The following is a 25,731-nucleotide window of genomic DNA, read 5'->3' as shown; positions in this document are numbered from 1 at the left end:
CCCCGGCTCCCGGCACGCTGGACCATGATCTGGAGCCGGCCTGTTGGCTGGCTGTTGGACCATGTCCTGTACCGGACCGCGATCACGGGACGCTCCAATGTTCCCAAATCCGGCCCGGTCATTTTTGCGGGCAACCACATCAGCTTCCTGGACGGGCCGGTGATGTTCGGCGCGGCTCCACGGCCCATGCACATCCTGGTCAAGAAAGAGATGTTCAAGGGGTTCCTGGGAAAGGTGCTTCGTGCGTCGGGACAGATTTCCATCGACCGCTCGGGCGACCGCTCGGCGCTCCAGCTCGGAAAGAAAGTGCTCGACGCCGGCCGTTGCGTGGGGATTCTCCCCGAAGGAACGCGGGGAAGCGGCACCGCCGGCAACATCAGCAACGGCGTCGCATGGCTCGCGCTGATGACCGGAGCCACAGTGATTCCCGTGGCCATCCTCGGAACGCGGATCGGAGACGAACACCGTGATCACATTCCGAGGCTGCGCCGCCAGCTGCAGGTCAGTTTCGGAGCCCCCTTCAATGTGACCCGCAGAAATGGCGAGTCGGGGCGTGTTTCAATGGACAGGGCGGCTGCGGAGATCCGCGCTGCGCTGGCTGGACACGTCCAGGATGCCGTCAAGACCACCGGTCAGTCCCTTCCGAGGGACTAATGCGCCGGCCCACAGCCAATGCAGCACCGCCAAGAAGAAGTAGCCGGGACGCCGGCAGATCACCACTAAGGAAAGTGCAATGAGCGATACGACTCACAAATCCGGCAACATCGGAGCCGGCGACGACGAATACACGCCCACCGGCACCGACCAGGTGGCTGAAAACCTCGCCGCCCTGGACGACGACGAAGCCGAACTCCGCGCAGCCTCCCTCCGCGCAGGCCTGGAAGACTACGACCTCGACGAGGACGACGCAGCCCTGCTGAGCGGACTCTACGACGACGAAGGCGAAGACGGCCCCCTCAAGCTTGACCCGGTCCTGGCCATCATTGGCCGCCCCAACGTCGGTAAGTCCACGCTGGTGAACCGCATCCTCGGCCGCCGCGAGGCCGTGGTCGAGGACACCCCCGGGGTTACCCGTGACCGTGTCATGTACTCGGCTCACTGGAACGGCCGCAACTTCACGCTGGTGGACACCGGTGGCTGGGAGCACGATGCCAGGGGCATCCACGCCCGCGTCGCCGAGCAGGCCGAGATGGCCGTGGAACTGGCTGACGCCGTGCTCTTCGTGGTGGACTCCGCCGTGGGCGCCACCGCCACGGACGAAGGCGTCATGAAGATGCTCCGCAAGTCGAAGAAGCCGGTCATCATGGTGGCCAACAAGGTTGACGACTTTGCGCAGGAGGCCGACTCGGCAACGCTTTGGGGCCTGGGCTTCGGCGAGCCGTACCCGGTGTCCGCCCTCCATGGCCGCGGCGTTGCCGACCTCCTGGACCACGTCATGGACACCCTGCCGGAGTTCTCCACCGTCGAAGGCGTCGAGCGCTCAGGTGGTCCCCGCCGCATCGCCCTCATCGGCCGCCCGAACGTCGGCAAGTCCTCCTTGCTGAACAAGCTGGCCGGCTCCGAGCGCGTCGTCGTTGATCCCCTCGCCGGGACCACCCGCGATCCCGTGGACGAGTTCATCGAACTCGGTGGCCGCACCTGGCGCTTCGTGGACACCGCAGGCATCCGACGCCGCCAGCACATGGCCCAGGGCGCGGACTTCTACGCCTCCCTGCGTACGCAGGCCGCGCTCGAAAAGGCGGAGGTCGCCGTCGTGCTCCTGGCCGTCGACGAGGTGCTCAGCGAGCAGGATGTCCGCATCCTGCAGCTCGCCATCGAGTCCGGCCGCGCGCTGGTGCTCGCGTTCAACAAGTGGGACCTGCTCGACGACGAACGCCGCCGCTACCTTGAGCGTGAAATCGAGCAGGACCTGGCACACGTTGAATGGGCTCCGCGAGTCAACATCTCCGCCAAGACCGGCTGGCACAAGGACCGCCTGGTGCCCGCACTGGACCTCGCTTTGGAGAGCTGGGACAAGCGCATCCCCACGGGTCGCTTGAATGCGTTCCTGGGCGAGCTCGTGGCTGCCCACCCGCACCCGGTCCGCGGCGGCAAGCAGCCCCGCATCCTGTTCGGCACCCAGGCGTCCAGCCGTCCGCCGAAGTTCGTGCTCTTCACCACGGGCTTCCTGGACCCCGGATACCGCCGGTTCATCACCCGCCGGCTGCGCGAAACCTTCGGCTTCGACGGCACGCCGATCGAGGTCAACATGCGCGTCCGTGAAAAGCGCGGCAAGAAGCGCTAATTGAGACGCGCATCACAGATGACACCCGCCAAGGTGTCATTGGGAACCTCGAACATCGTGTAAGCTTTTTGAGGTGGTTCGGCCGGACTGCTTAGGTGAAAACCTAGGCGGAGAACGGCAGGACTGACGGGCTGTAGCGCAGCTTGGTAGCGCACTTGACTGGGGGTCAAGGGGTCGCAGGTTCAAATCCTGTCAGCCCGACCGCAAGGTATGGATAGCAAAGTCCCGGGAACCTATGGGTTCCCGGGATTTTTGCGTTTAATCGTTGGTGTGGCTTTGAGTGCGCGTTGGATTCTGCTCAATCATTCGAATGGATCTGCGGAATCACGGGACCGGAAACGTCGGCGAACAGAATGATCCGGCAAAATCGACGCCGTCCACATGATTCTCCCGATCTGACCTCGCCGTCCTGACCTTGTTTGAAGGGCCAGAGCGTGGAAATGACGTGACCCGCCGTGTCGTAAGCGATTTCCCAAACCAAAGAAGGTCAGGGCGGCGCCCACACGTCTTGAGACTTGCAACCTCGGAGGTGGGGCCGGCGCCTCAGCTTGGCCCAGTCATTCGCCGGATACCTACGGAAAGGATCAGCGTCAGGTAGATCCAGATAGAAGAGAAGACGCTCAGCCCGGTCTGTTGGCTTGCCGTCAAATGCAAGGGTTCGGCGAGAATTGTCGACATTGCACGCGCCGCCAGCCCAGGTAGGGCGCAGACTGTCATCAGGGCGAAGAGCCTGGGCGAGCGAAGATATATGCCGACGACCAGCCATCCCAGCACGAGGCCCCATGTAGGCAACTGCACGGTTCATGCACCAACTTTCGATGTCTTGGGCATTGGCAATATATGGCCGAAATGTGGTCTCTCAGTGGTCAAACTCAAGAATTAAGTGGTCTCCAGTTCCCATCTACGTGTTCAATTCCGCGAGATTCCGGGGTTCTCGCCGGGCGTCTCCGTGTGCCCGGGTCGCCGTCTCCGTGTTCGACCCCGGGCGTCTCCGTGTGTCCGGGTCTACGTCTCCGTGTTGGACCGCCTCCATCTATCATTGGACGGTGAGCGAAACACTTCCCCCTTGCCCCGAATGCGCCAGCGGATACACCTACGAGATGGGTGCCTTGCTGGTCTGCCCCGAGTGCGCGCACGAATGGGCGCCGGCGGCTTCTGACGAAGCGGAAGCCGAGTCAACGGAGATCAAGGACGCCGTGGGCAACGTCCTCTCAGACGGGGATACCGTGACGGTGATCAAGGACCTCAAGGTCAAGGGGAGCGCCACGGCCATCAAGGTCGGCACCAAGGTCCGCAACATCCGCCTCGTGAACGGCGTGGGGGATCACGATATCGACTGCAAGGTGGACGGATTCGGACCCATGCAGCTCAAGTCAAGCGTGGTCAAGAAGGTCTAACGCCCTCAAGCCCCCTGCAACGCCCCCAACGCCTTCACCAGGGGCTCAAGCTCGGGCACCGATTCTGCGGCCGTCAGGGACTCCGCGAGGGTTTCGTCATGCACGGGCCTGGCGGCCAGTAACAGCTTCTGGCCGGCCTCGGTGAGTTCCGTGTAGATCCCTCGCCGGTCGTCGGCGCACAGGATCCTGGTCAGCAGCCCCCGGTCTTCGAGTCGGTTCACCAAACGCGTCGTGGCGCTGCTGGAAAGCGCCGTGGCCCTGGCGAGCTGCTGCATCCGCATGTGCCAGCCGTCCTGGCGGCTCAGCGCGTCCAGCACCGTGTACTCGACTACGGAAAGATCCGCGGCGGACTGCAACGCCTTCTCCAGTGCTGCCTCGATGTTGCCGTGCAGCGCCGCGAGAGTCCGCCACCCCTGCGCCCGCACCTCAACGGCGTCGTCCTTGATGCCCATGTCTCCCGTAACTCCTGCCGATCGATGAAGAAACCAGACGCACGCAAAAGTAGTTGCTTGCGCAATTACATGGCGTGTGCAACTATATATGCAGCGTCTGCAACTAATATTCTACGGTTCTCGGCGACGCACTTCCAGTCTCACGGGAATCCATCCCCACAAAGGAGCAACAACATGCCCGCAGGGTTGATCGCCCTTGCCCTCGGCGGATTCGGCATTGGCTTGACCGAATTCGTCATCATGGGCCTCTTGCCAGAAATTGCCACCGACTTCGGAGTCAGCGAAGCGGCCGCCGGCTGGTTCATCACCGGCTATGCGCTGAGCGTCGTTGTCGGCGCCCTCCTGGTTACAGCGGCCGTCACCCGCTTGCCCCGCAAGCCTGTGCTGATCGGGCTCCTCGTCCTGTTCATCGCGGGCAATTTCCTGTCCGCCATCGCGGACAGCTACCAGGCAATGCTGATCGGACGCATTGTCGCAGCGCTCTGCCATGGAGCCTTCTTCGGCATCGGCTCAGTGGTCGCGGCAGGCCTGGTCCCGGCCCACAAAAAGGCGGGAGCCATTGCCATCATGTTCACGGGCCTCACCGCCGCGAACGTGCTGGGCGTGCCCTTCGGAACCTTCCTTGGCCAGAACCTCGGCTGGCGGTCCACCTTCTGGGCCATCACGATCATCGGCGTCGTCGCCCTCATCGGCATCGCCCTCATGGTCCCGCGCACTAAAGAAGGGGCAGTCGCCAGCAGCCTCCGCAGCGAGCTCGGAGCGTTCAAGTCCGGCCAGGTCTGGCTGTCGATTATCGTCACAATTCTCGGATTCGGCGGCATGTTCGGTGCCTTCACCTACATTGCCTTCACCCTGACCGACGTCTCCGGGTTCGATCCCCGCGCCGTCCCGTGGCTGCTGGTCCTGTTTGGCGCCGGGCTGTTCGTCGGCAACATCGCCGGCGGCAAAGCGGCCGACAAATCCATCGACAAAACGCTCACTGTCATCCTCGCGGGGCTGGTGCTCGTGCTCGTGTTCTTCGGACTCACCGCCGCGAGCCCGGTGGCCACCCTGTTCTCGCTGGCACTCATGGGCGGATTCGGCTTCGCCACCGTTCCGGGACTGCAGATGCGCGTCATGCACTTTGCCGCCACCGCACCCACCCTCGCCTCCGGCGCGAATATCGGCGCCTTCAACCTGGGCAACGCCCTCGGCGCCTGGCTGGGCGGCATCACCATCACCATGGGCCTGGGGTACACCTCGCCGATCTGGGCCGGTGCCGCCATCACCGTAGCGGCCCTGCTCGTCATGATTGCCGCCGCGGCAGCCGCCCGGCGCGGGGGAGCGGAGCAGCCAGCTTCCGCGCAGCAAGCAGCCCCCGACGTCGTACGCGAACCTGAGGAGGCGCCGGTCGCCTAGCGAAAAGCAGGTCCCTCAGGATCAGTCTTCGCCCGAACGGCGTTTGGCCAGGATCTCGCCGTTGGTCTGGCACGTAGGGCAGTACTGCAGCGAAGTCCCCACGAAGGCAACCTCGCGCACAGTGTCCCCGCAGGCCGGGCAAGGCTCGCCGGTCCTGCCATGCACGCTCATCGAGGCTTTCTTGGCCGCCTTCAGGTCTTCCGGTTTCTTGCCCGACAGCCCCCTGATGGCACCCGTGAGAATGTCCTGCATCGTGGTGAAGAGACGCTTCAGTGCGTCCGGGTCCAACGAAGAAGCGTGGGCAACGGGAGAGAGCTTCGCCGCATGGAGGATTTCGTCACTGTAGGCGTTCCCGATACCCGCCATAAGCTTCTGGTTCTTCAGGAGCCCCTTGACCTGCTGCCGGTGCGTGAAAAGCCGGCTGAACTCGTCCAGGCCGAAGGCGGGGTCAAGGGGATCCGGCCCCAGCTCCGCAATGCCATGGACGTCCGCCGGCTCGCGAACGATGAAGATGGCCAATCCCTTCCACGTTCCGGTGTCGGTCAGGGTGATGCCAAAATCGCTGCCATCGTTGGAAAAGTCCAACTGCGCCGCGAAATATCCGCCCACAGCAGGTGCTTGGCTACCGGGCTGCTTGTCCGAGAAGGTGAGCCAGCCGGACTTCGCGAAACTGACGATCACGTACAGGGGCTCTGCAAAGCCTCCGCTGTCCGGAGCCTCGGGAGCGATCTCGAAAACGAGGAATTTGCCCCGCCGTCCGACGGATTCGACGGTCCGCCCGACCAGGGATTCGTGGGGAACATCCGCTATCTTCAGGGGGAACGCCGATGCGAGCAATACCTGCGTGAGCTGGGCCCCGGCCAGCTTCTCGTCCAGAAAGTCGCCCAGGGCAGTAATTTCGGGCAGCTCCGGCATGATCGCGCTCCTTCGACGGCGGTGCAGGAATATGCGTCTCGAGTCTGCTTCCAATCATTCCAGACACCTGTGGGGAGGGGGCATGGATGTGCTTATACTTTCAGCGGTGGCCGGATGACCGGGCCGCCGTCGTGGTCCGAAATGTCCCGATGAAAGGCGACTCATGAGCAACATTCCTGCCGATCTTTCCTACACCGCCGAACATGAATGGGTCAGCGCCCCGAATGCAGACGGCGTCGTGCGCGTCGGCATCACGGACTTCGCCCAGGATGCCCTCGGCGATGTCGTCTATGCCCAGCTCCCCGAGCCCGGCACTACGGTGAAGGGCAACGACGTCGTGGGTGAAGTGGAATCCACGAAGAGCGTGAGCGACATATACGCCCCGGTCAGCGGCGAAATTGTCTCCCGCAACGAGGCTCTCGACACCGACTCTGCCCTGATCAACTCGGATCCCTACGGTGACGGCTGGCTGTTCGAAGTAAAGCTTTCGGAAGCTGACGCCATCGAGACCCTTCTCAGTGCATCAGAGTACGAACAACAGGTAGGCTAAATGGTATCTGGCCCGCCAAGTCGGTTCTCCCCGGAACAGGGGAGCGACGGCGGCGGGCCAGCGACCTGTTTGGCCCGGGGGAACCGGGCAGTTGCGTAACCGGCAGTTGGTGACAACGGCCGGCGGATGAGGAGGAATTCCATGGTTGGCGGTAAGCGGAACCACGCCCGGGACGAGCACGGTGCTGTAGGACAGCCAACCTCGGAGACCACCTCGATCCAGCTCACCCCGGTGCGCCATCACGAGCCGGATGACCGCCCGCCTCTGGCAGCCGAGGAACGCGCCGCGGTGAAGGCATTGCCTCCTGGCTCGGCCTTGCTCATTGCCCACACCGGCCCCAACGCTGGTGCGCGGTTCCTCCTGGACTCGGACACCACCACTGCCGGCCGACACCCGGATGCGGACATCTTCCTGGATGACGTGACGGTTTCGCGGAAGCACGTGGAATTCGTACGCACCCCCGAGGGCTTCGAAGTCGTCGACACCGGCAGCCTCAACGGCACCTATGTCAACCAGGACCGGGTGGACAACGTGCTGCTCAAGAACGGCAGCGAGGTTCAGATCGGCAAGTTCCGCCTCACCTACTACCTGAGCCCTGCCCGCGCAGCAGGCCAAGACTGATTCCGGGTACGCCTGTGGCACTGCCCCAGCCGGAACGGCGAGGACCGCAGGTCCTCAACATCGGAGAGGTCCTCGCGCAACTCAGCGACGACTTTCCTACCATGACGGCGTCCAAGATCCGTTTTCTTGAGGAAAAGGGACTGATCAATCCGAAGCGTACGCCCGCCGGTTACCGGCAATACGCCGAAAGCGACGTCGAACGCCTGCGCTTCGTGCTGTCCCTCCAGCGTGACCAGTACCTGCCCCTCAAAGTCATCAAGGACTACCTCGACGCGATCGACCGTGGAGAGCGCCCCGAAAACCTCCCGCCGGGGGTGTCGGTTTCCCCCCGTATTGTCTCGGATGAACTCGCGGCCGAGCTGCAGGGCCGCGCACGTGCCCTGAGCGAGGAACAGCTGCGGACGGAATCCGGCGCCAGCGTTCCGCTCCTGCAGTCACTCCTCAGTTATGGGCTCATCAGTCACGTCAACGGCAAATTCGACGAACACGCCCTCCAAGTGGCGCGCGCGTGTGTCCAACTTGAAAGCCACGGACTTGAACCGCGGCACCTCCGTCCCTTCCAGGCGGCAGCTGAGCGCGAGTTCGGCTTGGTGGAACGTGTTGTCGCTCCCTTGACGTCCCGCAAGGATGCGGCATCGCAATCCCGGGCTGCCGAAGCCGCCCGGGAAATCAGCGAACTCTGCCTCAGCCTGCATCGAGCTTTGGTGCAGGACCGTATCTCCCGTATGGATGCATGATGATTGAGGTCGAGATCGTTGGAGTGCGGATTGAACTGCCTTCAAACCAGCCCTTGGTCCTCTTGCGTGAGATGCACGGGGAACGCCATGTTCCCATTTGGATCGGCACGCCCGAAGCCAGCGCCATCGCCCTGGCTCAACAAGGCGTGGTGCCGCCCCGGCCCATGACCCACGATTTGATGATCGACGTCGTGGAGGCGCTGGGCCACACGATCATCAGCGTGAACATCGTGGCGGTCGAGGACAATATCTTCTACGGCCAGCTCCAGTTCGACGACGGCACTGTGGTGAGTTCCCGCGCTTCCGACGCGCTGGCGCTTGCGTTGCGGGCGAAATGCCGCATCTGGTGTGCCGACGCCGTGATGGACGAAGCCGGCGTCAGGATCACGGAACACGACGAAGGCGAAGACGCCGAACCGGGTCCCGAAGTTGACGAAGAGCGGGAATTGCGCCGATTCCGGGAGTTCCTGGACGATGTGGAGCCTGAGGATTTCGAAGGCTGAAGGTAGCCTAAGGTTAAAGTGGAGGATGAAAGTTTCGACACGATCCGAAAAGGGCCCGGACGTCTTTGACCTGAGGCCCCGGCACGCCTAACGTCGAAGATATCAAGTTCCCGTTGCGTACAGGACCCGCGCAGGTCACACTGAAAGGTGCGGACGCGTTGAAATTACACGAGTGCATTTCCCCTTTTCGTGTTGCCCCCGTATGCACCATCCCCAAGGGAATTTCTGACAAGGAGGGTCACGTGAGTCCCAAAGGCGAAGCAGGCGAGCTAAAGCAGGCCTCGACAGGCGTTGCTGTACCCGCAAGCGGTGCCCAGGGTCTGCTTTTCACCGAGGACCTTCCGGTCCTGGACGAAGATGCCGGCTACCGTGGCCCCACCGCGTGCAAGGCGGCAGGGATTACCTACCGTCAGCTGGACTACTGGGCACGTACTGGACTTGTTGAACCCGCAGTGCGGGGCGCCGCCGGTTCCGGATCGCAGCGCCTGTATGGCTTCCGGGACATCCTGGTACTCAAGGTCGTCAAGCGCCTGCTGGATACAGGTGTGTCCCTTCAGCAGATCCGCACGGCCGTTGAACATTTGCGCGAACGGGGAGTGGAAGACCTGGCGCAGATCACGCTCATGAGCGACGGCGCGAGCGTCTATGAATGTACTTCCGCGGACGAAGTCATTGACCTGGTGCAGGGCGGCCAGGGCGTATTCGGCATCGCGGTAGGCCGCGTGTGGCGCGAAGTCGAGGGCAGCCTTGCCGCCCTTCCGAGCGAACACGCCGCAGAACAGTCATTTCCGGACGACGAACTCAGTAAGCGCCGCTCCGCGCGCCGGACGGGCTGAACCGCCGTCGGGTTTGCCGCCAGCGGCCACAGAAGATGCCACTGAAGACCAATGGAGCCGCCTTCCAACAGGAAGGCGGCTCCATTGGCTTTTCTCGACGATCGATGATCTCGAAAGGGCGGCTTCTGCCCCGAGGACTCCCGTCAGCGTTTGCGGCGGTCCCGCGTGCCGTTGTGGGAGGACAACATATTCGCCAGAAGCGTGTCGAACAGCTTGGCGGTGTTCTTGGCGGAGTCGCCCGGCCAGTGGTGAACTGCGTGGGCGGCCCCCTGGATTTGCTGCCAGTTGGCCTGCTCCGGAATGTGCGGTGCCAGCAGGAGCTCGCCGAACATGGATTCCATCTCGGCGAGGCGGAAGGTGTGCTCGGACGAGGCGGGACGGACGCGGTTGGCAACGATCCCTGCCGGGGCCAGCTGGGGGGCGAACTCCTGGCGGAACAGTTGGATGGCGCGCATGGTGCGTTCCGTGCCGGCTACCGAAAAGAGCCCCGGTTCGGCGACGAGGACCACGCGGTCACTCGCGGTCCAGGCCATGCGTGTGAGGCCGTTGAGGGACGGCGGACAGTCCACGAGTACCAGCTCGTACTTTTCGGCCGCGGCAAGGACTGCCGTCAGGCGGCGGAGATCGCGGCGCCCAAGGTCCGGCCGATCGTAGATTCCGGTGTAGGCGGATCCGACGGCGACATCAAGGGCCGTCCCTCCGCCATTGCCGCGGGGGTGGTCAACCCAGCCGCTGCTGACCACGTTGTCCAAGAGCCTCGCCTTGCGGGGGTTCTTCAGCATGCGGCCAATGTCGAGTTGCTCGCCGGCCTGGACGCCGAGGGCCGTGGTGGCGTCCGCGTGGGGATCCAGGTCCACGACAAGGGTGGGGATCCCTGCGGCCAATGCGGCCGAGGCTAGCCCAGTGGTGACGGATGTCTTGCCCACGCCGCCTTTGAGGCTGCTGATGCTGACTACTTGCACTTGAAAACCCAAAACCTAACGCCGGTTGCCGTGTCGCGGTGCTTGTGTTCCGGCCTTGCCGGAACCGGGGCTCTGCCGCTGCCCTTCAACATCATATGTTGAGTGGCCGCTGTTTCCTGCCTTATCGGCCCGGAACGGCTTGGGCCGTCCGAAGTCGATCAGCTTTTAGCACGTGAAACTGCATCGTGCGCGAAGGTACACTGCTCGTGACGAATTCCCGTGTGACAGTCACCACAAAGATTTGTGTTTGGGTATGGAGGTCTTACACACTGTGACCACCGACCGTTACACCCGCAATGATGCAGGAGAAGCATGTTTTCCAAGATTCTGGTGGCTAATCGCGGCGAAATCGCGATCAGGGCCTTCCGCGCCGGCTACGAACTCGGCGCCAAGACCGTAGCGGTCTTCCCGTATGAGGATCGCAATTCGATCCACCGTCAGAAGGCTGATGAGGCCTATCTGATTGGCAAGGAGGGTCATCCGGTCCGCGCTTACCTGGACGTGGATGAAATCGTCCGGGTCGCCAAGGAAGCGGGTGCGGACGCAATCTACCCGGGCTACGGATTCCTGTCGGAAAACCCTGACCTCGCCCGGGCAGCCCAAGAGGCGGGCATCACGTTTGTCGGCCCTCCGGCGGAGGTGCTTGAGCTCGCGGGCAACAAGGTCGCCGCTCTCGAGGCCGCCCGCAAGGCGGGCGTGCCGGTCTTGAAGTCGAGTGCGCCGTCCCGCGACATCGACGAGCTCATCGCCGCGGCGGACGAGGTCGGATTCCCGATCTTCGCCAAGGCCGTCGCCGGTGGCGGCGGCCGCGGCATGCGCCGGGTGGAGACCCGCGAGGACCTTCCGGAAGCCCTCCAGTCGGCCATGCGCGAGGCGGACGCCGCGTTCGGCGATCCCACCATGTTCCTGGAGCAGGCCGTGCTGCGTCCCCGTCACATCGAGGTGCAGATCCTGGCGGACGCCGAGGGCAATGTCATGCATCTCTTCGAGCGCGACTGCTCCCTGCAGCGCCGCCACCAGAAAGTCGTGGAAATCGCTCCGGCTCCCAACCTGGACGAGTCAATCCGCCAGGCCCTCTACCGGGATGCTGTGGCTTTCGCCAAGGCCCTGAACTACGTCAACGCCGGAACGGTCGAGTTCCTCGTGGACACCGAGGGCGAACGGGCCGGCCAGCACGTCTTCATCGAGATGAACCCGCGCATCCAGGTTGAGCACACGGTCACCGAGGAAATCACGGACGTGGACCTCGTCCAGGCGCAGATGCGCATTGCCTCGGGCGAGACACTCGCAGACCTCGGCTTGAGCCAGGAGTCGGTATCCATCAAGGGCGCCGCCCTGCAGTGCCGCATCACCACGGAAGATCCCGCCAATGGCTTCCGGCCCGACGTCGGAAAGATCACCGGCTACCGTTCGGCCGGCGGCGCCGGTGTCCGTCTCGACGGCGGCACGGTCTACTCGGGTGCCGAGATCAGCCCGCACTTCGACTCCATGTTGGTCAAGCTGACCTGCCGCGGACGCGACTACCCGGCCGCAGTGGCCCGTGCCCGGCGCGGTCTGGCCGAGTTCCGGATCCGTGGCGTGTCCACCAACATCCCCTTCCTCCAGGCCGTCCTCGCGGACCCCGACTTCATTGCCGGCAACGTGGCGACCGACTTCATCGACAAACGCCCTGAACTGCTGAAGTCCCACGTCTCCGCGGACCGCGGAACCAAGCTGCTGACCTGGTTGGCCGACGTGACGGTCAACAAGCCCAACGGCGAACTCAAAGTCCACACGGATCCCGCGGCCAAGCTCCCTTCGGTTGCAGGGATCGTTGCACCGGCCGGTTCGCGCCAGAAGCTGCAGGAGCTTGGTCCCGTTGGCTTTGCGAAGGCGCTGCGCGAACAGACCGCCGTCGCCGTCACCGACACAACATTCCGCGACGCGCACCAGTCGCTGCTCGCCACCCGTGTCCGTACCCGCGACCTCGTCGCGGCCGGCCCTGCGGTCTCCGCGCTGCTGCCCGAGCTGCTGTCGGTCGAAGCCTGGGGCGGGGCCACCTACGACGTCGCCTTGCGCTTCCTCGGCGAGGATCCCTGGGACCGGCTGGCCGCCCTGCGCAAGGCCCTGCCCAATGTCTGCCTGCAGATGCTGCTGCGTGGCCGCAACACGGTCGGGTACACGCCCTACCCGGAGGAAGTCACCGAGGCATTCGTCAACGAGGCCGCGGCAACGGGCATCGACATCTTCCGCATCTTCGACGCCCTCAACGACGTCAACCAGATGGCTCCGGCCATCCGCGCAGTGCGGGCCACCGGCACCGCGGTAGCTGAGGTGGCACTCTGCTACACCGGCGATCTCCTCGACCCGAACGAGACCCTGTACACCCTCGACTACTACCTGGACCTCGCCCAGAAGATCGTCGACGCCGGTGCGCACATCCTCGCCATCAAGGACATGGCCGGACTGCTTCGCCCGGCGGCCGCAGCCAAGCTTGTCAGCGCCTTGCGCGAACGCTTCGACCTGCCTGTCCACCTGCACACCCACGACACCGCAGGCGGCCAACTGGCCACCTTGCTGGCGGCTGTGGACGCCGGCGTGGACGCCGTCGACGTCGCGTCAGCGTCCCTGGCGGGTACCACGAGCCAGCCGTCGGCGTCGGCCCTCGTGGCCGCATTGGCACACACGCCGCGCGATACCGGGCTCAGCCTGGCCAGCGTGAGCTCCATGGAGCCCTATTGGGAGGCGGTCCGGCGGGTCTACGCACCGTTCGAATCCGGGCTTCCCGGTCCTACGGGCCGGGTCTACCAGCACGAAATCCCGGGCGGCCAGCTGTCCAACCTGCGCCAGCAGGCCATCGCGCTCGGCCTTGGCGAGCGTTTCGAGGCCATTGAGGACATGTACACCGCCGCGGACCGTATTCTGGGCCGTTTGGTGAAGGTCACGCCGTCGTCCAAGGTGGTCGGTGATCTCGCCCTGCACCTCGTGGGAATCCATGCGGATCCTGCGGACTTCAACGAGAACCCGCAGAACTACGACATCCCGGACTCCGTCATCGGCTTCCTGTCGGGTGAACTGGGAGATCCTCCCGGAGGATGGCCGGAGCCGTTCCGCACCAAGGCGCTCCAGGGCCGCAGCATCAAGGTCCGCGACGTCGAATTGAGCGCCGAAGACAGCGCGGCGCTCAAGGGTGATTCGAAGTCCCGCCAGAGGACCCTGAACCGGTTGCTGTTCGCGGGCCCCACCAAGGACTACCTCAAGAGCGTGGATACCTACGGCAACCTGTCGGTGCTCGATACCCGCGACTACCTCTACGGTCTCCAGCTCGGTACCGAACACGTCATGGAGCTCGAAAAGGGCGTGCGCCTGATCGCTTCCCTGGAAGCAGTCTCGGAGCCTGACGAAAAGGGCATGCGCACCGTCATGTGCAAGCTCAACGGCCAGTCCCGCCCCGTGGTGGTCCGCGACAAGTCCGTCGTCAGCAACGTGAAGGCGGCGGAGAAGGCGGATGCGTCCCAGCCCGGCCAGGTCGCAGCGCCGTTCGCCGGCGCCGTGACGCTGACTGTCAAAGCCGGGGACACCGTCAAGGCCGGCGACACCGTCGCCACTATCGAGGCAATGAAGATGGAGGCGTCCATCACGACGCCGGTGGCCGGCACGGTCTCGCGCCTCGCCATCAACAACGTGGAGCAGGTCCAGGGCGGCGATCTGCTGATCGTGGTCGAATAGCGGCCCGCTCCTCCGTGGAGCACACATGAAGGAAGGTCCCGGGCTAAAGCCCGGGACCTTCCTTCATTGCTTTGACCGATGCGTCGCGTGTGGCGCGTCAGGACGCCTTGGGCGCCGAGTACATTTCCTCGATCACGGCGTCGAAGTCCTTCATGACCTGGGCGCGCTTGACCTTCAGCGACGGCGTGAGGTGGCCGGAAGCCTCGGTGAAGTCGGACGGCACGATCCGGAACGACTTGATGGCCTCCGCATGCGAGACGGACTGATTCGCGTGGCTGATCAATTCCTGGACCGCCGCCCGGACAAGGGCGTTGTCCGCGGCAGCGGTCGTCGTCGTGGATGAGGGAAGGCCATGGCGCTCCAGCCAGCCGGGCAGGGCTTCCTCGTCGAGGGTGACCAGCGCGCCGATGAAGGGCCGGTTGTCGCCGATGACGAGGACTTGGGACACCAGCGCGTCCGCGCGGATCTGGTCCTCCAGCAGGGCCGGCACCACGTTCTTGCCGCTGGCGGTGACGATGATTTCCTTCTTGCGGCCGGTGATCTTCAGGAAACCCTGTTCATCCAGTTCACCGATGTCACCCGTGCGGAACCAGCCGTCCACGAAGGTTTCCGCGGCAAGGTCATCCCGCTTGAAGTAGCCCCTCATGACGCAGACGCCCTTGGCGAGGATTTCGCCGTCGTCGGCGATCCTGACCGCATTGCCGGGGAGCGGCGCCCCCACCGTGCCGATCTTGATCAGGGACGGGGTGTTGACTGATATGGGCGCCGTGGTCTCCGTGAGGCCGTAGCCTTCCAGGATCTGCAGGCCGATACCGTGGAAGAAATGGCCCAGCCGTTCACCGAGCGGGCCACCGCCGGAGACGGCGTGGCTGACATGGCCACCCATGGCAGCGCGAAGCTTCCCGTACACCAAACGGTCGAAGACTGCGTGCTTGAGCCTGAGCACCAAGCCGACGGATCCCGACTGCTGCGCCTTCGAGTAGGCGATCGCGGTGTCCACGGCCTTGTGGAAGATGGCGCCCTTGCCACCGTCCTCCGCCTTGGTGAGGGCCGAGTTGAAGACCTTCTCGAAGACCCGGGGGACAGCCAGGATGAAGGAGGGCTGGAAGCTCTGCAGGTCCGCCAAGAGGTTCTTGATATCGGGCGTGTGCGCCACTTGGGCCCCCGCGGCGACGGCCAGGACCGAGATGAAACGGGCAAAGACGTGGGCCAGCGGGAGGAACATGATGGTCTTGGCGTTCTCGTTGACGACGTTCCCGAGGGAGGCCAGGGCGTTCTCCGAGAGTTCCACGAAGTTGCCGTGCGTGAGTTCGCAACCCTTCGGGCGGCCTGTGGTGCCCGAGGTGTAGATGATCGTGGCGACGTCGGCCAGTTCCGCGCTGCTGCGGCGCGCCTCGAGTTCCTCGTCGCTGACGGCGCTGCCGGAGTTGCGGAGTGCGTCAAGGCCGCCGCCTTCGAGCTGCCAGACATGGGCGACTGAGCCGAGGCCTTCGGCGGTAACGGCCTGCCGGATCACGTCTTCGTGGTGCGGGGACTCGGCGAATGCGGCCACCGCGCCGGAGTCGCCGAGGTTCCAGGCCACTTGCGACGGCGACGACGTTTCATAGATCGGCACGGAAATGCCGCCGGCAAACCAGATGGCGAAGTCCACGAGGGACCACTCGTAGCGGGTCCTGGACATGATGCCCACGCGGTCACCCACGCTGACGCCGTTGGCGATCAGTCCCTTGGCGAGGGCCGACACGTCCTTGAGGAAGTCCGTTGCCCGGATATCCTGCCATTGGCCGGCGCTGTTGAGCTTGGCAAACAGTGCCGGGTTGGACGCCTTGGCGGCCTGACGAACCACGAGGTCCGTGATGTTGGTTTCGGGGGCAACATTCACCAGGGGCGGAACACTGAATTCACGCACGATAGCTCCTTCGATATCAACAGACCATTGCGGGGCTGCTCTAACTCTATACGGCCAAGTAATGGGTGTGTCGCAATTCACGATACTCAAGTTACTGATGAGTAACTTTACGTGAAGCGTGGAATTCCGCCAATGCGGGCGTGTGAACGTTCCCTCCGCGCAGCGTCCATGTCAGTACATATGCGGCACGCGGAATAGGATGGCGACATGCCCTTGAATTCATCCAACGACCAGATCCTGGCAAGAGTCCGGAAGATTTCCTGGTCCGGTTCGAACGCAACCGGCCGGCGCGCCGGCTCCACACACGGAGGCCTTCGTTGGGAATCGGTGCCGTGGGCCGCGCGCCGTTCCCATCTCGGCCGCAGGGGCTTGGCGATCGGCATCGACATCGGCGGCACGAAGGTGGCAGCCGGAGTTGTGGATCCCTCGGGCCGCGTGGTCGAGGAAGCGTGGCGCTCCACGCCGGGCAATGACGCCCGGGCAGTAGAGCAAGTGATCGTCGAGCTTGTCCAGGAGTTGGGTAGGAGCCAACGCATAGCCTCCGTGGGGATCGGCGCCGCCGGCTGGATGGACCTCGACGGCGGCACGGTGCTTTTCAGCCCGCATCTCGCCTGGCGAAACGAGCCGTTGCGTGAAAACCTGCAGCACCTGTTGAGGCGCCCGGTACTCGTCACCAACGACGCCGACGCTGCTGCCTGGGCCGAATGGCGCTTCGGCGCGGGGCAAGGGGAGAGCCGCCTCGTCTGCATCACGCTCGGCACAGGCATCGGTGGCGCCATGGTCATGGACGGACGGGTGGAGCGTGGACGGTTCGGCGTAGCGGGGGAGTTCGGCCACCAGATCGTGGTGCCCGGCGGCCATCGCTGTGAATGCGGCAACCGGGGCTGCTGGGAGCAATATGCTTCCGGTAATGCGCTCGGCAGGGAAGCCCGGGAGCTTGCCCTGCGGAATTCACCGGTTGCCTTCGAATTGCTCAAGGCTGCCGGGGGCTCTGCCGGGAACATCACGGGCGTAACCGTGACGGAGCGGGCAAAAGCCGGGGACTCCGCGTCGAGGGAGCTCCTGGAAGAAGTGGGGCACTGGCTCGGGCTTGGCCTTGCAAACCTCGCGGCTGCCCTTGACCCAGGAACATTTGTGATCGGCGGCGGGCTGTGCGACGCCGGTGAGCTTCTTGTCGGCCCCGCGCGGACAGCCTTCGCCCGGAACCTCACCGGCCGCGGCTTCCGTCCCGTGGCCGCCATCAAGCTTGCCGCACTCGGACCGCGGGCCGGGATGATCGGTGCCGCCGACCTGTCAAGGGTCAGCGGCCGGGCACGCGGCTAGCAAGCCTCAGCCGCGAGGGGATGCGCAGGGCGGCAGCCCGCTCAGACGCGTGCGCCGTCGTCGTTCTCGTCTTTTTCCTGGGGCAGCCTCATGATGAGGTACACAACGGAGGCCAGGAAGGTTGCCAGGATGCCCATCACAGCCAGGAGCGGTGCCGAACGCCAGAACATCGCGGTGAACAGCAGGGCAAGCGGGCCGCCCACGGCTCCGAGCCAAGCGAGCATGGTCAGCGGTTCGGTGCCGGCCAGGCTCGGCGGCTCCTCCGGGACGAAGCCGTTTTCGTCGTCGACGTCGTAGTCGCGCGGACCGGCAGCTCCGCTGCCCCCGGATTCTTCAGGAGCGCCCCTTTTGGACAACCCGAGGGGATCGAAGTCCTGGAAGGAACGGGACGACGACCGGCCGGGAACGTCCTGCGGACCGGTACCCGTACCCGTCTCGGTTCCGGAATCGCTGGCTGGCGTCTCCGCCGTCGGCGCTTCGTCGAGCGCCGAGGAAGGCATCGACTCAAGCCGGGCCACCAGATCGAGCCAGACGGCGTCGTCGTCCTTGTTGGCGCTTTGGTCGGGGGAATCGGGCCCCGGCCTATTCATGGGGTGAATCCCGGAGCTCGGTGCCGGACTGGCCGGCGGGGGCGGAACTGCTTGCCACTCCCGCCATTGTCTTCCTGATGAACTCGGCCGATCCCCGGAAAATCTCCGGAGCATCATTGTCCAGCGTAGCCACGTGGTAGCTGTTCTCCAGGGTACTGAACTCCATCGGAGCCGTGACCCGCTCCTTCAACTGCCTGATGCTTCGATCCGAAACCACGTGGTCCACGGAGGAACGGAAGACGCGCACCGGCTCGGAAATCCGGGGCAGCAGGGTGACGGTGTCCTTGTACATCTTTTTCAACTCATGCGCGGCGGCAACCGGTGTCCTGGGGTACGCTCCTTCATCCATGCCCGGTTTGAGGATGTCGTTGGCGATGGCAGGGGTGGATTTCATGACGTGCTTGAGGATGCCGACCACGGCGGCGCGCGGGTCGTCGATCACCAGTCCCGGATTGACGACGACGGTGCCGGCCACGGGCCGCGTGGCCGCGATCCGCAGGGCCAGCGTTCCTCCCATCGACAGGCCGGCGGCGAAGACGAAGTCACACTCGGCCTGTAGCTCGAGATAAGCGGCATCCACCGCATGGTGCCACTCCTGCCAGTGCCTCGCTGCCATGTCCTGCCACGTTGTCCCATGGCCTGGAAGCAGCGGGAGGCGGACCGCGTAGCCCTCCGCGGCCAGATACTCCGCCCAAGGGCGCATGCTGTGCGGACTGCCCGTGAAGCCGTGGCTCATCACGACGCCGATGCTGGGTCCACTACCGGTGAAGCCGCTGGCGTACGGCGAGGGATCGGGGAGGGTTTTCATAATGACTCCGAGGCTACTGAAGTTGGCGGCACTGCTTTCCGTGATGAGTCCATCGTGTCACTGTTCGGGACATTTCTCACTGGAGTAGGGTGGCTTCTGAATGCGGACCGGGACCGTCCGGACGCCTTGCAGACGCCGCCCCGGAGAGGAACCAACGTGTTCTATTGGGTCATGAAGCGGATCTTTTTGGGTCCGCTTCTCAAATTGCTGTTCCGTCCCTGGGTCAAGGGCCTCGACAATGTTCCCCACGATGGCCCCGCGATTCTCGCTTCCAATCATTTGTCCTTTTCGGACTCGATCTTCATGCCGGTGATGGTGCCCCGGCGCGTCAGTTTCCTTGCCAAGTCCGAGTACTTTACGGGCACCGGGCTCAAAGGAAGGCTTACGGCCTTGTTCTTCCGGCTCACCAACCAGTTGCCGATGGACCGTTCGGGCGGCGCCGCGTCCGAGCTGTCCTTGCAGGCCGGCAGGGACGTCCTGGCCGACGGCGGACTGCTGGGCATCTACCCCGAGGGCACCCGCAGTCCCGACGCCAGGCTCTACCGGGGCAAAGTCGGGGTCGCGAAACTTGCACTCCAGACCCGGGTGCCCGTTGTTCCCGTGGCGATGATCGGCACTGAGAAGGTCCAGCCCATCGGCAAACGTTTGCCCAATATCCGCCGGATCGGGATCATTTTCGGTCAACCGATGGGCTTCAGCCGGTATTACGGCCAGGAGGAAGACCATTCCGTGCAACGCGCCGTGACCGACGAAATCATGTACGAACTCATGCGGCTCTCCGGGCAGGAATACGTGGACGAGTACGCCGCCGTCGTCAAGCAGCGGCTCGCCGGGCAGCTTCCGGAGCCGGCCGGCGGGTCCGAAGGGAATCCACGCGACGGCGGTGAAAAGGGGAGGCGGCTCCCCGGCAACGGTTCGGGGCCGGACGGCGACGGCGCGGTGGCCGGGAAAGTGTGACGGCGGTGGAATAAGGGTTACGGAAGCCGTGCCCCGAACAGCGGGCAAGGCAACTAGTCTTGGAGAGTGACTGAGCTATCCGCGAACCCCGCACCGTCCGTGACGAGCCCCTTGACCAGTTCCCTGGGCAGCCCCCTGACCAGCACCGCGCAAAGCGGCGCGGCAAACTATCCCGGCTTGGACGATTGGCGCCAGCTGCCTATCTCGCAGCAACCCACCTGGACCGACAGGGGTGTCTTCGATGCCTCCGTCAAAGAACTCTCCGTGCTTCCGCCGCTGGTCTTCGCTGGCGAAGTGGACGTATTGCGCGAGCGTTTGGCGGCTGCGGCCCAGGGCAAGGCATTCCTGTTGCAGGGCGGCGACTGCGCCGAGACTTTCGAGGACGCGACGGCGGACAAGATCAGTGCCCGGGTCCGCACCATCCTGCAGATGGCCGTTGTCCTCACGTATGGTGCGGCCATGCCAGTCATCAAGATGGGCCGCATGGCCGGACAGTTCGCCAAGCCCCGTTCGTCGAACGACGAAACCCGCGACGGCGTGACCTTGCCCGCCTATCGCGGCGACATCGTCAACGGCTACGAATTCACCCCGGAATCCCGAGCCCACGATGCCAGCCGCATGCTGAAGGCCTACCACACCTCGGCTTCCACGCTGAACCTCATCCGCGCCTTCACGCAGGGTGGTTTCGCCGATCTTCGCCTGGTGCACCTGTGGAACAAGGGCTTCACCGAAAACCCCGCCCATGCCCGCTACGAGTCCCTGGCACGGGACATCGACCGAGCCATCAAATTCATGGCATCCTGCGGTGCCGATTTCGAAGCCCTCAAGCGCGTGGAGTTCTTCGCGAGCCACGAGGCATTGTTGCTCGACTACGAGCGGGCCCTGACCCGCATTGACTCCCGCACCGGGCTTCCGTACGACACCTCAGGGCATTTCCTCTGGATCGGTGAGCGCACGCGCGAGCTCGACCATGCCCATGTGGATTTCCTGTCCCGCGTGCGTAATCCCATCGGCGTCAAGCTCGGTCCCGGGACCTCCGGAGACGACGCGCTGCGGCTCATTGACAAGCTGGACCCGAACCGCGAGCCTGGCCGCCTCACCTTCATCACCCGGATGGGCTCCAAGAACATCCGCGAGAAGCTGCCCGCCGTCGTCGAGAAGGTCACTGCCTCGGGCGCCCAGGTTCTCTGGGTCACGGACCCGATGCACGGGAACACGGTCACCTCGCCCAACGGGTACAAGACCCGCAACTTCGACGACGTCGTGGATGAAGTCCGCGGCTTCTTCGAAGTTCACCACGCCCTCGGCACGGTACCGGGTGGCCTGCACATGGAAATGACCGGCGACGACGTCGCGGAATGCCTTGGTGGGGCCGATCCCATTGACCAGGACGCCTTCCTGGACCGCTACGAGTCGGTGTGCGACCCCCGCCTGAACCACATGCAGTCGCTCGAAATGGCATTCCTCGTAGCCGGGGCGCTCACCAAGCGGTAGTCCAGACGTGCACGGCAGACAGGAAAGGCGATCCGGAATATTCCGGATCGCCTTTCCTGTCTGCGCGCGTCCTACACCACTGTCAAGGTGATGACGGAACCCTCCGGCGCATCGCTGTCCACGGGGTTCTGGTCACGGACGGTCCCGAAGAAGCCACCCAGGATGTTGTTGACCTTGACGTCGAATCCGAGCGATTCCAGGGCTTTGCGGGCGGCGTCTGCCTGCTTGCCGATGAAGTTGGGGACATGCACCATTTTCGGGCCCTTGGACAGGGTCAACGTGACAGAGTCACCCCGGACCAAAGTGCCGTTGGCGGGGCTCTGGCTGACCACGGCGCCTGCGGGGACCTTCTTGTCATTGACGGGTTCCGGCGCAATTTTCGCGGTCAATCCGGCGTCGCTGATCGCCTGGACGGCTTGTTGCTGGTTCATGCCGCGGACGTCGGGAACGGGGAGGGGCTGCGGTCCCTTGGAGACCACGAGCGCCACCGGGGTACCGTGGCGGACTGCGGTGTCCTGGGGCGGAGACTGGGAGATGATCGAGCCTGACGGCACTTTGTCGTCATACTGCCCGGTGACTTGGCCGAGTGTCATGCCGGCCACGCCCAGGGCATTCTTGGCCTGGTCGAGTGTCAATCCCGACATCGAAGCAAGCGGAAACAACTGTGGGCCCTTCGAGACGAAAAGTGACACCGCTTGGAACTTCCGGACCACCTGGCCGGACGCGGGCTCCGTTCCAACCGCCAACCCGGCTGTGACGTCGTCGTCGTACACATCCTTGGGCTCGGATTGGAAGCCGGCGGTTCTCAGCAGTTGCTGTGCCTCAGCCACTGTCTTGTTCTTGGTGTCCGGGATGGTTCCGGGCGAGCCGGGCCCCATCCCGAAGAACCAGCCTGCCGCAGTGGCCAGGATCGCCAGGACAATCACGACAATCGTCCAGATCACCGCCCGGCGGCGCGGATTGCCTTCGCGCAAAGTGCGCGACGGCGTGGCCGCGGCCCGGACGCGGTCCTTCTCTTCCTGGCGCGCCATCCGTTTGACGTCGCGTTTGCTCGCCGGGGCTTCGTCCGGGGCCTCGGGCTCCCGGTCCTGCGGCACTTGGATGTCGAAAGCCGTGGCGCCGGGGGAGAACCGCGACGGCGGAAGCACCGTGGTTGGATTGCGCTGGCTGGAGATGATCTCCGTCGGACGGCCGATCCGTTCGAGGGGCTCCGTGCGTTCGGCGTGGAAAGGCGCGACGACGGCGGTTGCCCCGGCCGCTTCCTGATGGCCTTCCGGAATTGCCGCCTTGGCAGCCGGCGGGTTGATGTCCAGTTGCGCGTCGCTCAACGTTGTACGGATATGCCGCAGTTCCGACAGGAGTGCCGAACCGTCCACGGGCCGCTCTTCGGGTTCCTTCGCGGTGCACCACTGGACGAGTTCGTCCACGTCCGCGGCAAGTCCGGGCACAGCGCGCGACGGCGGAGCGACGGCGGAATTGACGTGCTGGTAGGCAACCTGGATGGGAACCTCGCCCGCGTAGGGTTGGCCACCGGTCAGCATTTCGTAAAGCATGATGCCTGTGGAGTAGATGTCGCTCCGGGCGTCGGCGGGCTTGCCGAGGACGAGCTCGGGAGCCAAATACGCGACGGTGCCGATCAGGGCACCGGTGCTGGTTGTCGCGGTGACCGCCCGGGCCAGGCCGAAATCGCCCACTTTGATGCGGCCGTCGTCGGCGATGAGGACATTCTCCGGTTTCACGTCGCGGTGGATCAGCCCCGCCGAGTGGGCCGCGGCGAGCCCTTCGATGACGGGATCGATCAGTGCGAAGGCCAGCCGGGGCGGAAGCGCTGCCTTCTCGTTGAGGACGTCCCGCAGGGTGTGGCCCTTGATGTACTCCATGACGATGTAGGCAATGTGGCCGTCCTGTCCCTGGTCGAGGACTCCCACGACGTGCGGGTGGGAAAGGCTGGCCGCGGCCCGGGCCTCGCGTTGCAGGCGGTCCAGGAAGTTCTGGTCGTTGGCCAGGTGCGGATGCAGCACTTTGAGCGCCACGTCGCGATCGAGCCGCTCGTCGGTGGCGAGATAGACGGTTGACATTCCGCCGCCTGCAAGGCGCGACCGCACCAGGTAGCGCCCGTCCACGAGGGATCCGAGGAGATGGTCCGAAACTTGTTCCTGCACCCTACGATCCTAGTTGAGCAAAAACACGGGCCCGAATCGACATGCGATCCGGGCCCGGGTTATGCGATGTGGTTTAGCTGAAGTTCTTCTTCAGGGCCAGGATCGAGGCGACGTAGGCCTTGGTGTCGTCGTACATGCCGTGCTTGCTCACCGAGTACTGGCCCTGGTAGTACCCTGCGATGGCAGTGGGCAGGTCCTTGCTTGTGTTGACGAGGGCCCGGATAATGGCGACGCCGGCGGTCACATTGTCATACGGGTCCAGGATGTTGAGCTTGCGGCCCACCAACTCGGAAGCCCACTCGCCGGAGGAGGGAATGACCTGCATCGTGCCGATGGCGTTGGCGGGAGAAACCGCACGCTGGTTGAAGCCGGACTCCTGGTAGGCGAATGCCATGGCCAACGACGGGTCCACTCCCATCCGACGAGCGGTGTCAGCCACGATGCCCTTCATCTGGGCGGTGCTGGGGACCGGGGACGCATTGAGCAGGGCCTTGTTCGCGTTGGCTGAACTGACCACAGCGTCCGGGTACCGGTAGCCCAGGAATGTGCTCGGGACCAAGGGAGTGCTGACGGGAGCAGGGGCCGGTGCGGCAGGAGCGCCCGGAATGGCGAGCTTCTGCCCCGGATAGATGATCGTGTTCATCGACAGCTTGTTGGCCGACAGCAGCGATGACAGGGACACGCCAAGGCGGTTCGCGATGCCGCCCAGGGTGTCTCCCGATTTGATGGTGTACGAGCCGGTGTTGGCAAGCGCAGGTGCCGCCGGCGCCGCAGGGCGGGCCGGGGCCGGTGCCGCGGGAGCCGGTGCGCTCGTTCCCGCGCTCACCTTGATCTTCTGTCCCGGGTAGATGATGGAGCGGCCGTTGAGGCCGTTCCAATTGAAGACGTCGGACAGCGCGACGCCGTGGCGGGCGGCAATGCCGCCGAGGGTGTCCCCTGGGACCACCGTGTAGCTGGCAGCCGACGACGACGGCGCCGGGCTGGGTGCCGGCCTTGGCGCGGGCGCCGGCGCGCTTGGAGCAGCCCCGGAACCGGACAACTTGATCTGCTGGCCCGGGTAGATGATGGTGTTGGCCGAGAGCCCGTTGAGCTGCAGGACGGTGTTGGTGTTCAACCCGTAGCGGGCCGCGATGCCGCTGATGGTATCGCCCCGGACGATGGTGTAGGTGGCCGGAACGGCGGGTGCCATGGGCTGCATGGCGGCCGGAATGGTCGCAGCAACCGCGGACGCGGGAATGACGTTTGCAGGCACGGCCGAGGCCTGAGCCTGGGCCTGGATGGCCGCAGCCAATGATGCGGGGATCTTCTGGGTTTGGACCGCCGGAAGCGCGGTTGCCGGTTGGGCGAGCGCCAGTGAAGAGAGCATGACGGCGGGCAGCGCCGCTGTGGTGGCCGCAATTATGGGCATGCTCGTTGTCTTCTTGGGCGAGCGGGGCGTCGTCATGGGAGCAATCCTCATCTCAGCAGCGGACGTTGGGAATGCCGCTGTTGCCAGTGTTACTAAAGTGAGTAGTGATGCAAATGTGATCAATGTGAATCTCTCACATTTTTCGATTCCGCACAAGAAATCACTGCGCATTCGATTCTTGGGCAATTCGAAGGCACAAATTCGGCCCCTGCTGCCCGTCTGGCTAGGCGCAAAGCGCGAGGGCGTGGCAATCTTGATCCGTGAGTAATGTAGAAAGCCTCGTTTCCGAATGGCTGCCGCTGCCCGATGTGGCAGAGCTGCTGAACGTTTCAATCACCAAGGTCCACGGTCTTCTGGATGAGCGTGCAGTGGTGGCTGTGAGAGTGGGCGAACGCAATATCCGTTCGATTCCTGCCCTCTTTATCCAGGACGGTCATGTGGTGGATAGCCTGAAAGGCACCATCGCAGTGCTTGGCGATGCCGGGTACACGGATGAGGAGCTCATTGTGTGGCTTTTCACTCCGGATGAGTCGCTGCGTGGCCGCCCTGTCGATGCGCTCCGCGAAGGTCGCAAAACTGAAATCCGACGCAGGGCCCAATCGCTCGCCTGGTAAGGGAATCCTGCCTTAAATACAGTGGTGGGGGGGGGGGGGGGGGGGGGCGGGCGGGGGGGGGAGGGGGGGGGGGGAGGGGGGGGGGCAGGAAGGTTGTAAGCGA

Annotated in this window: 23 protein-coding genes and 1 tRNA gene; 16 read left to right on the top strand and 8 right to left on the bottom strand. The window is 64.4% G+C overall.

What is annotated here, in order from left to right; all coding sequences use genetic code 11:
- The first annotated feature begins 24 nt into the window (after positions 1–24).
- The 4 genes from BMF89_RS03040 to BMF89_RS03020 all read left to right on the top strand — a co-directional run bounded on the left by BMF89_RS03040 (position 25) and on the right by BMF89_RS03020 (position 3,681).
- Positions 25–654, top strand: a complete 630-nt coding sequence (locus BMF89_RS03040; protein ID WP_078105604.1) for a lysophospholipid acyltransferase family protein — start codon at positions 25–27, stop codon at positions 652–654.
- Between the two features lie 79 nt (positions 655–733).
- The gene (gene der, locus BMF89_RS03035; RefSeq protein WP_078105603.1) at positions 734–2,284 is read left to right on the top strand and encodes a ribosome biogenesis GTPase Der; all 1,551 of its coding nucleotides are present in this window, start codon (positions 734–736) and stop codon (positions 2,282–2,284) included.
- Positions 2,285–2,411: 127 nt separating this feature from the next.
- Positions 2,412–2,485, top strand: a tRNA-Pro gene (locus BMF89_RS03030).
- Between the two features lie 845 nt (positions 2,486–3,330).
- Positions 3,331–3,681, top strand: coding sequence for a zinc ribbon domain-containing protein YjdM (locus BMF89_RS03020; protein WP_078105601.1), 351 nt, complete (start codon positions 3,331–3,333; stop codon positions 3,679–3,681).
- A gap of 5 nt (positions 3,682–3,686) precedes the next feature.
- Here the strand turns inward: BMF89_RS03020 and BMF89_RS03015 are convergent, their stop codons facing one another.
- Positions 3,687–4,133, bottom strand: coding sequence for a MarR family transcriptional regulator (locus BMF89_RS03015; protein WP_078105600.1), 447 nt, complete (start codon positions 4,131–4,133; stop codon positions 3,687–3,689).
- Between the two features lie 174 nt (positions 4,134–4,307).
- Here BMF89_RS03015 and BMF89_RS03010 point away from each other — a divergent pair, with 174 nt between their 5' ends.
- On the top strand, positions 4,308–5,531 hold the full coding sequence (locus BMF89_RS03010; protein ID WP_078105599.1) for an MFS transporter: 1,224 nt from the start codon (positions 4,308–4,310) through the stop codon (positions 5,529–5,531).
- 21 nt (positions 5,532–5,552) lie between these two features.
- Here BMF89_RS03010 and BMF89_RS03005 read toward each other — a convergent pair whose 3' ends face one another.
- The gene (locus BMF89_RS03005; protein ID WP_078105598.1) at positions 5,553–6,446 is read right to left on the bottom strand and encodes a DNA-formamidopyrimidine glycosylase family protein; all 894 of its coding nucleotides are present in this window, start codon (positions 6,444–6,446) and stop codon (positions 5,553–5,555) included.
- 163 nt (positions 6,447–6,609) lie between these two features.
- Between BMF89_RS03005 and gcvH the strand changes: the two genes are divergently transcribed.
- The 5 genes from gcvH (at position 6,610) to BMF89_RS02980 (ending at position 9,693) form a co-directional block, all read left to right on the top strand.
- Complete coding sequence (gene gcvH / locus BMF89_RS03000; protein WP_078105597.1) at positions 6,610–6,996, top strand: glycine cleavage system protein GcvH; 387 nt, start codon at positions 6,610–6,612, stop codon at positions 6,994–6,996.
- A 141-nt stretch (positions 6,997–7,137) separates the two neighbouring features.
- Entirely contained in the window at positions 7,138–7,617 is a 480-nt protein-coding gene (locus BMF89_RS02995; protein ID WP_078105596.1) for an FHA domain-containing protein, read from the top strand.
- Positions 7,618–7,637: 20 nt separating this feature from the next.
- Entirely contained in the window at positions 7,638–8,354 is a 717-nt protein-coding gene (locus BMF89_RS02990) for a MerR family transcriptional regulator (RefSeq protein WP_078105625.1), read from the top strand.
- Positions 8,354–8,857 (top strand): bifunctional nuclease family protein, encoded by a 504-nt coding sequence (locus tag BMF89_RS02985; RefSeq protein ID WP_078105595.1) that lies wholly within the window; start codon positions 8,354–8,356, stop codon positions 8,855–8,857. Before BMF89_RS02990 ends, BMF89_RS02985 begins: the two co-directional genes overlap by 1 nt.
- Before the next feature lie 242 nt (positions 8,858–9,099).
- Positions 9,100–9,693 carry a MerR family transcriptional regulator gene (locus BMF89_RS02980; RefSeq protein WP_078105594.1) on the top strand — a complete coding sequence of 198 codons (594 nt, stop codon included), beginning with the start codon at positions 9,100–9,102 and terminating at the stop codon, positions 9,691–9,693.
- Between the two features lie 143 nt (positions 9,694–9,836).
- On the opposite strand, the gene BMF89_RS02975 is transcribed toward BMF89_RS02980, so the two are convergent.
- Positions 9,837–10,655: a ParA family protein gene (locus BMF89_RS02975; RefSeq protein ID WP_078105593.1), complete on the bottom strand. Its 819-nt coding sequence runs from the start codon at positions 10,653–10,655 to the stop codon at positions 9,837–9,839.
- 312 nt (positions 10,656–10,967) lie between these two features.
- Between BMF89_RS02975 and BMF89_RS02970 the strand changes: the two genes are divergently transcribed.
- A complete protein-coding gene (locus tag BMF89_RS02970) occupies positions 10,968–14,363 on the top strand; it encodes a pyruvate carboxylase (RefSeq protein ID WP_078105592.1) in 3,396 nt (1,131 codons plus the stop codon).
- A 97-nt stretch (positions 14,364–14,460) separates the two neighbouring features.
- Here the strand turns inward: BMF89_RS02970 and BMF89_RS02965 are convergent, their stop codons facing one another.
- The gene (locus tag BMF89_RS02965) at positions 14,461–16,272 is read right to left on the bottom strand and encodes a long-chain fatty acid--CoA ligase (protein ID WP_078105591.1); all 1,812 of its coding nucleotides are present in this window, start codon (positions 16,270–16,272) and stop codon (positions 14,461–14,463) included.
- Positions 16,273–16,479: 207 nt separating this feature from the next.
- Here BMF89_RS02965 and BMF89_RS02960 point away from each other — a divergent pair, with 207 nt between their 5' ends.
- On the top strand, positions 16,480–17,595 hold the full coding sequence (locus BMF89_RS02960; RefSeq protein ID WP_078105590.1) for an ROK family glucokinase: 1,116 nt from the start codon (positions 16,480–16,482) through the stop codon (positions 17,593–17,595).
- Between the two features lie 41 nt (positions 17,596–17,636).
- Here the strand turns inward: BMF89_RS02960 and BMF89_RS02955 are convergent, their stop codons facing one another.
- Together BMF89_RS02955 and BMF89_RS02950 are read right to left on the bottom strand one after the other, a co-directional pair.
- Entirely contained in the window at positions 17,637–18,185 is a 549-nt protein-coding gene (locus BMF89_RS02955) for a hypothetical protein (protein ID WP_078105589.1), read from the bottom strand.
- Entirely contained in the window at positions 18,178–18,993 is an 816-nt protein-coding gene (locus tag BMF89_RS02950) for an alpha/beta fold hydrolase (RefSeq protein ID WP_078105588.1), read from the bottom strand. The genes BMF89_RS02955 and BMF89_RS02950 overlap by 8 nt, the downstream gene beginning before the upstream one ends.
- 156 nt (positions 18,994–19,149) lie before the next feature.
- Between BMF89_RS02950 and BMF89_RS02945 the strand changes: the two genes are divergently transcribed.
- Together BMF89_RS02945 and BMF89_RS02940 are read left to right on the top strand one after the other, a co-directional pair.
- Positions 19,150–19,950, top strand: a complete 801-nt coding sequence (locus BMF89_RS02945) for a lysophospholipid acyltransferase family protein (protein WP_078105587.1) — start codon at positions 19,150–19,152, stop codon at positions 19,948–19,950.
- 123 nt (positions 19,951–20,073) lie between these two features.
- Entirely contained in the window at positions 20,074–21,444 is a 1,371-nt protein-coding gene (locus BMF89_RS02940; RefSeq protein ID WP_253190678.1) for a class II 3-deoxy-7-phosphoheptulonate synthase, read from the top strand.
- A gap of 71 nt (positions 21,445–21,515) precedes the next feature.
- On the opposite strand, the gene pknB is transcribed toward BMF89_RS02940, so the two are convergent.
- Complete coding sequence (pknB, locus tag BMF89_RS02935) at positions 21,516–23,606, bottom strand: Stk1 family PASTA domain-containing Ser/Thr kinase (RefSeq protein ID WP_078105585.1); 2,091 nt, start codon at positions 23,604–23,606, stop codon at positions 21,516–21,518.
- A gap of 73 nt (positions 23,607–23,679) precedes the next feature.
- Positions 23,680–25,050 carry a lytic transglycosylase domain-containing protein gene (locus BMF89_RS02930; protein ID WP_078105584.1) on the bottom strand — a complete coding sequence of 457 codons (1,371 nt, stop codon included), beginning with the start codon at positions 25,048–25,050 and terminating at the stop codon, positions 23,680–23,682.
- Here BMF89_RS02930 and BMF89_RS21860 point away from each other — a divergent pair.
- Together BMF89_RS21860 and BMF89_RS02925 are read left to right on the top strand one after the other, a co-directional pair.
- A complete protein-coding gene (locus BMF89_RS21860) occupies positions 25,007–25,282 on the top strand; it encodes a hypothetical protein (RefSeq protein ID WP_216353781.1) in 276 nt (91 codons plus the stop codon). The genes BMF89_RS02930 and BMF89_RS21860 overlap by 44 nt on opposite strands.
- Positions 25,275–25,628: an Rv2175c family DNA-binding protein gene (locus tag BMF89_RS02925; RefSeq protein WP_059389151.1), complete on the top strand. Its 354-nt coding sequence runs from the start codon at positions 25,275–25,277 to the stop codon at positions 25,626–25,628. The genes BMF89_RS21860 and BMF89_RS02925 overlap by 8 nt, the downstream gene beginning before the upstream one ends.
- Positions 25,629–25,731 lie beyond the last annotated feature (103 nt).

It is taken from the genome of Arthrobacter sp. SRS-W-1-2016 (assembly GCF_002009585.1).
GTDB classification, from domain to species: Bacteria; Actinomycetota; Actinomycetes; order Actinomycetales; family Micrococcaceae; genus Arthrobacter; species Arthrobacter bambusae_A.
The sequence above is the reverse complement of the archived record's forward strand: the minus strand, read 5'-3'. Positions and strand labels throughout refer to the sequence as shown.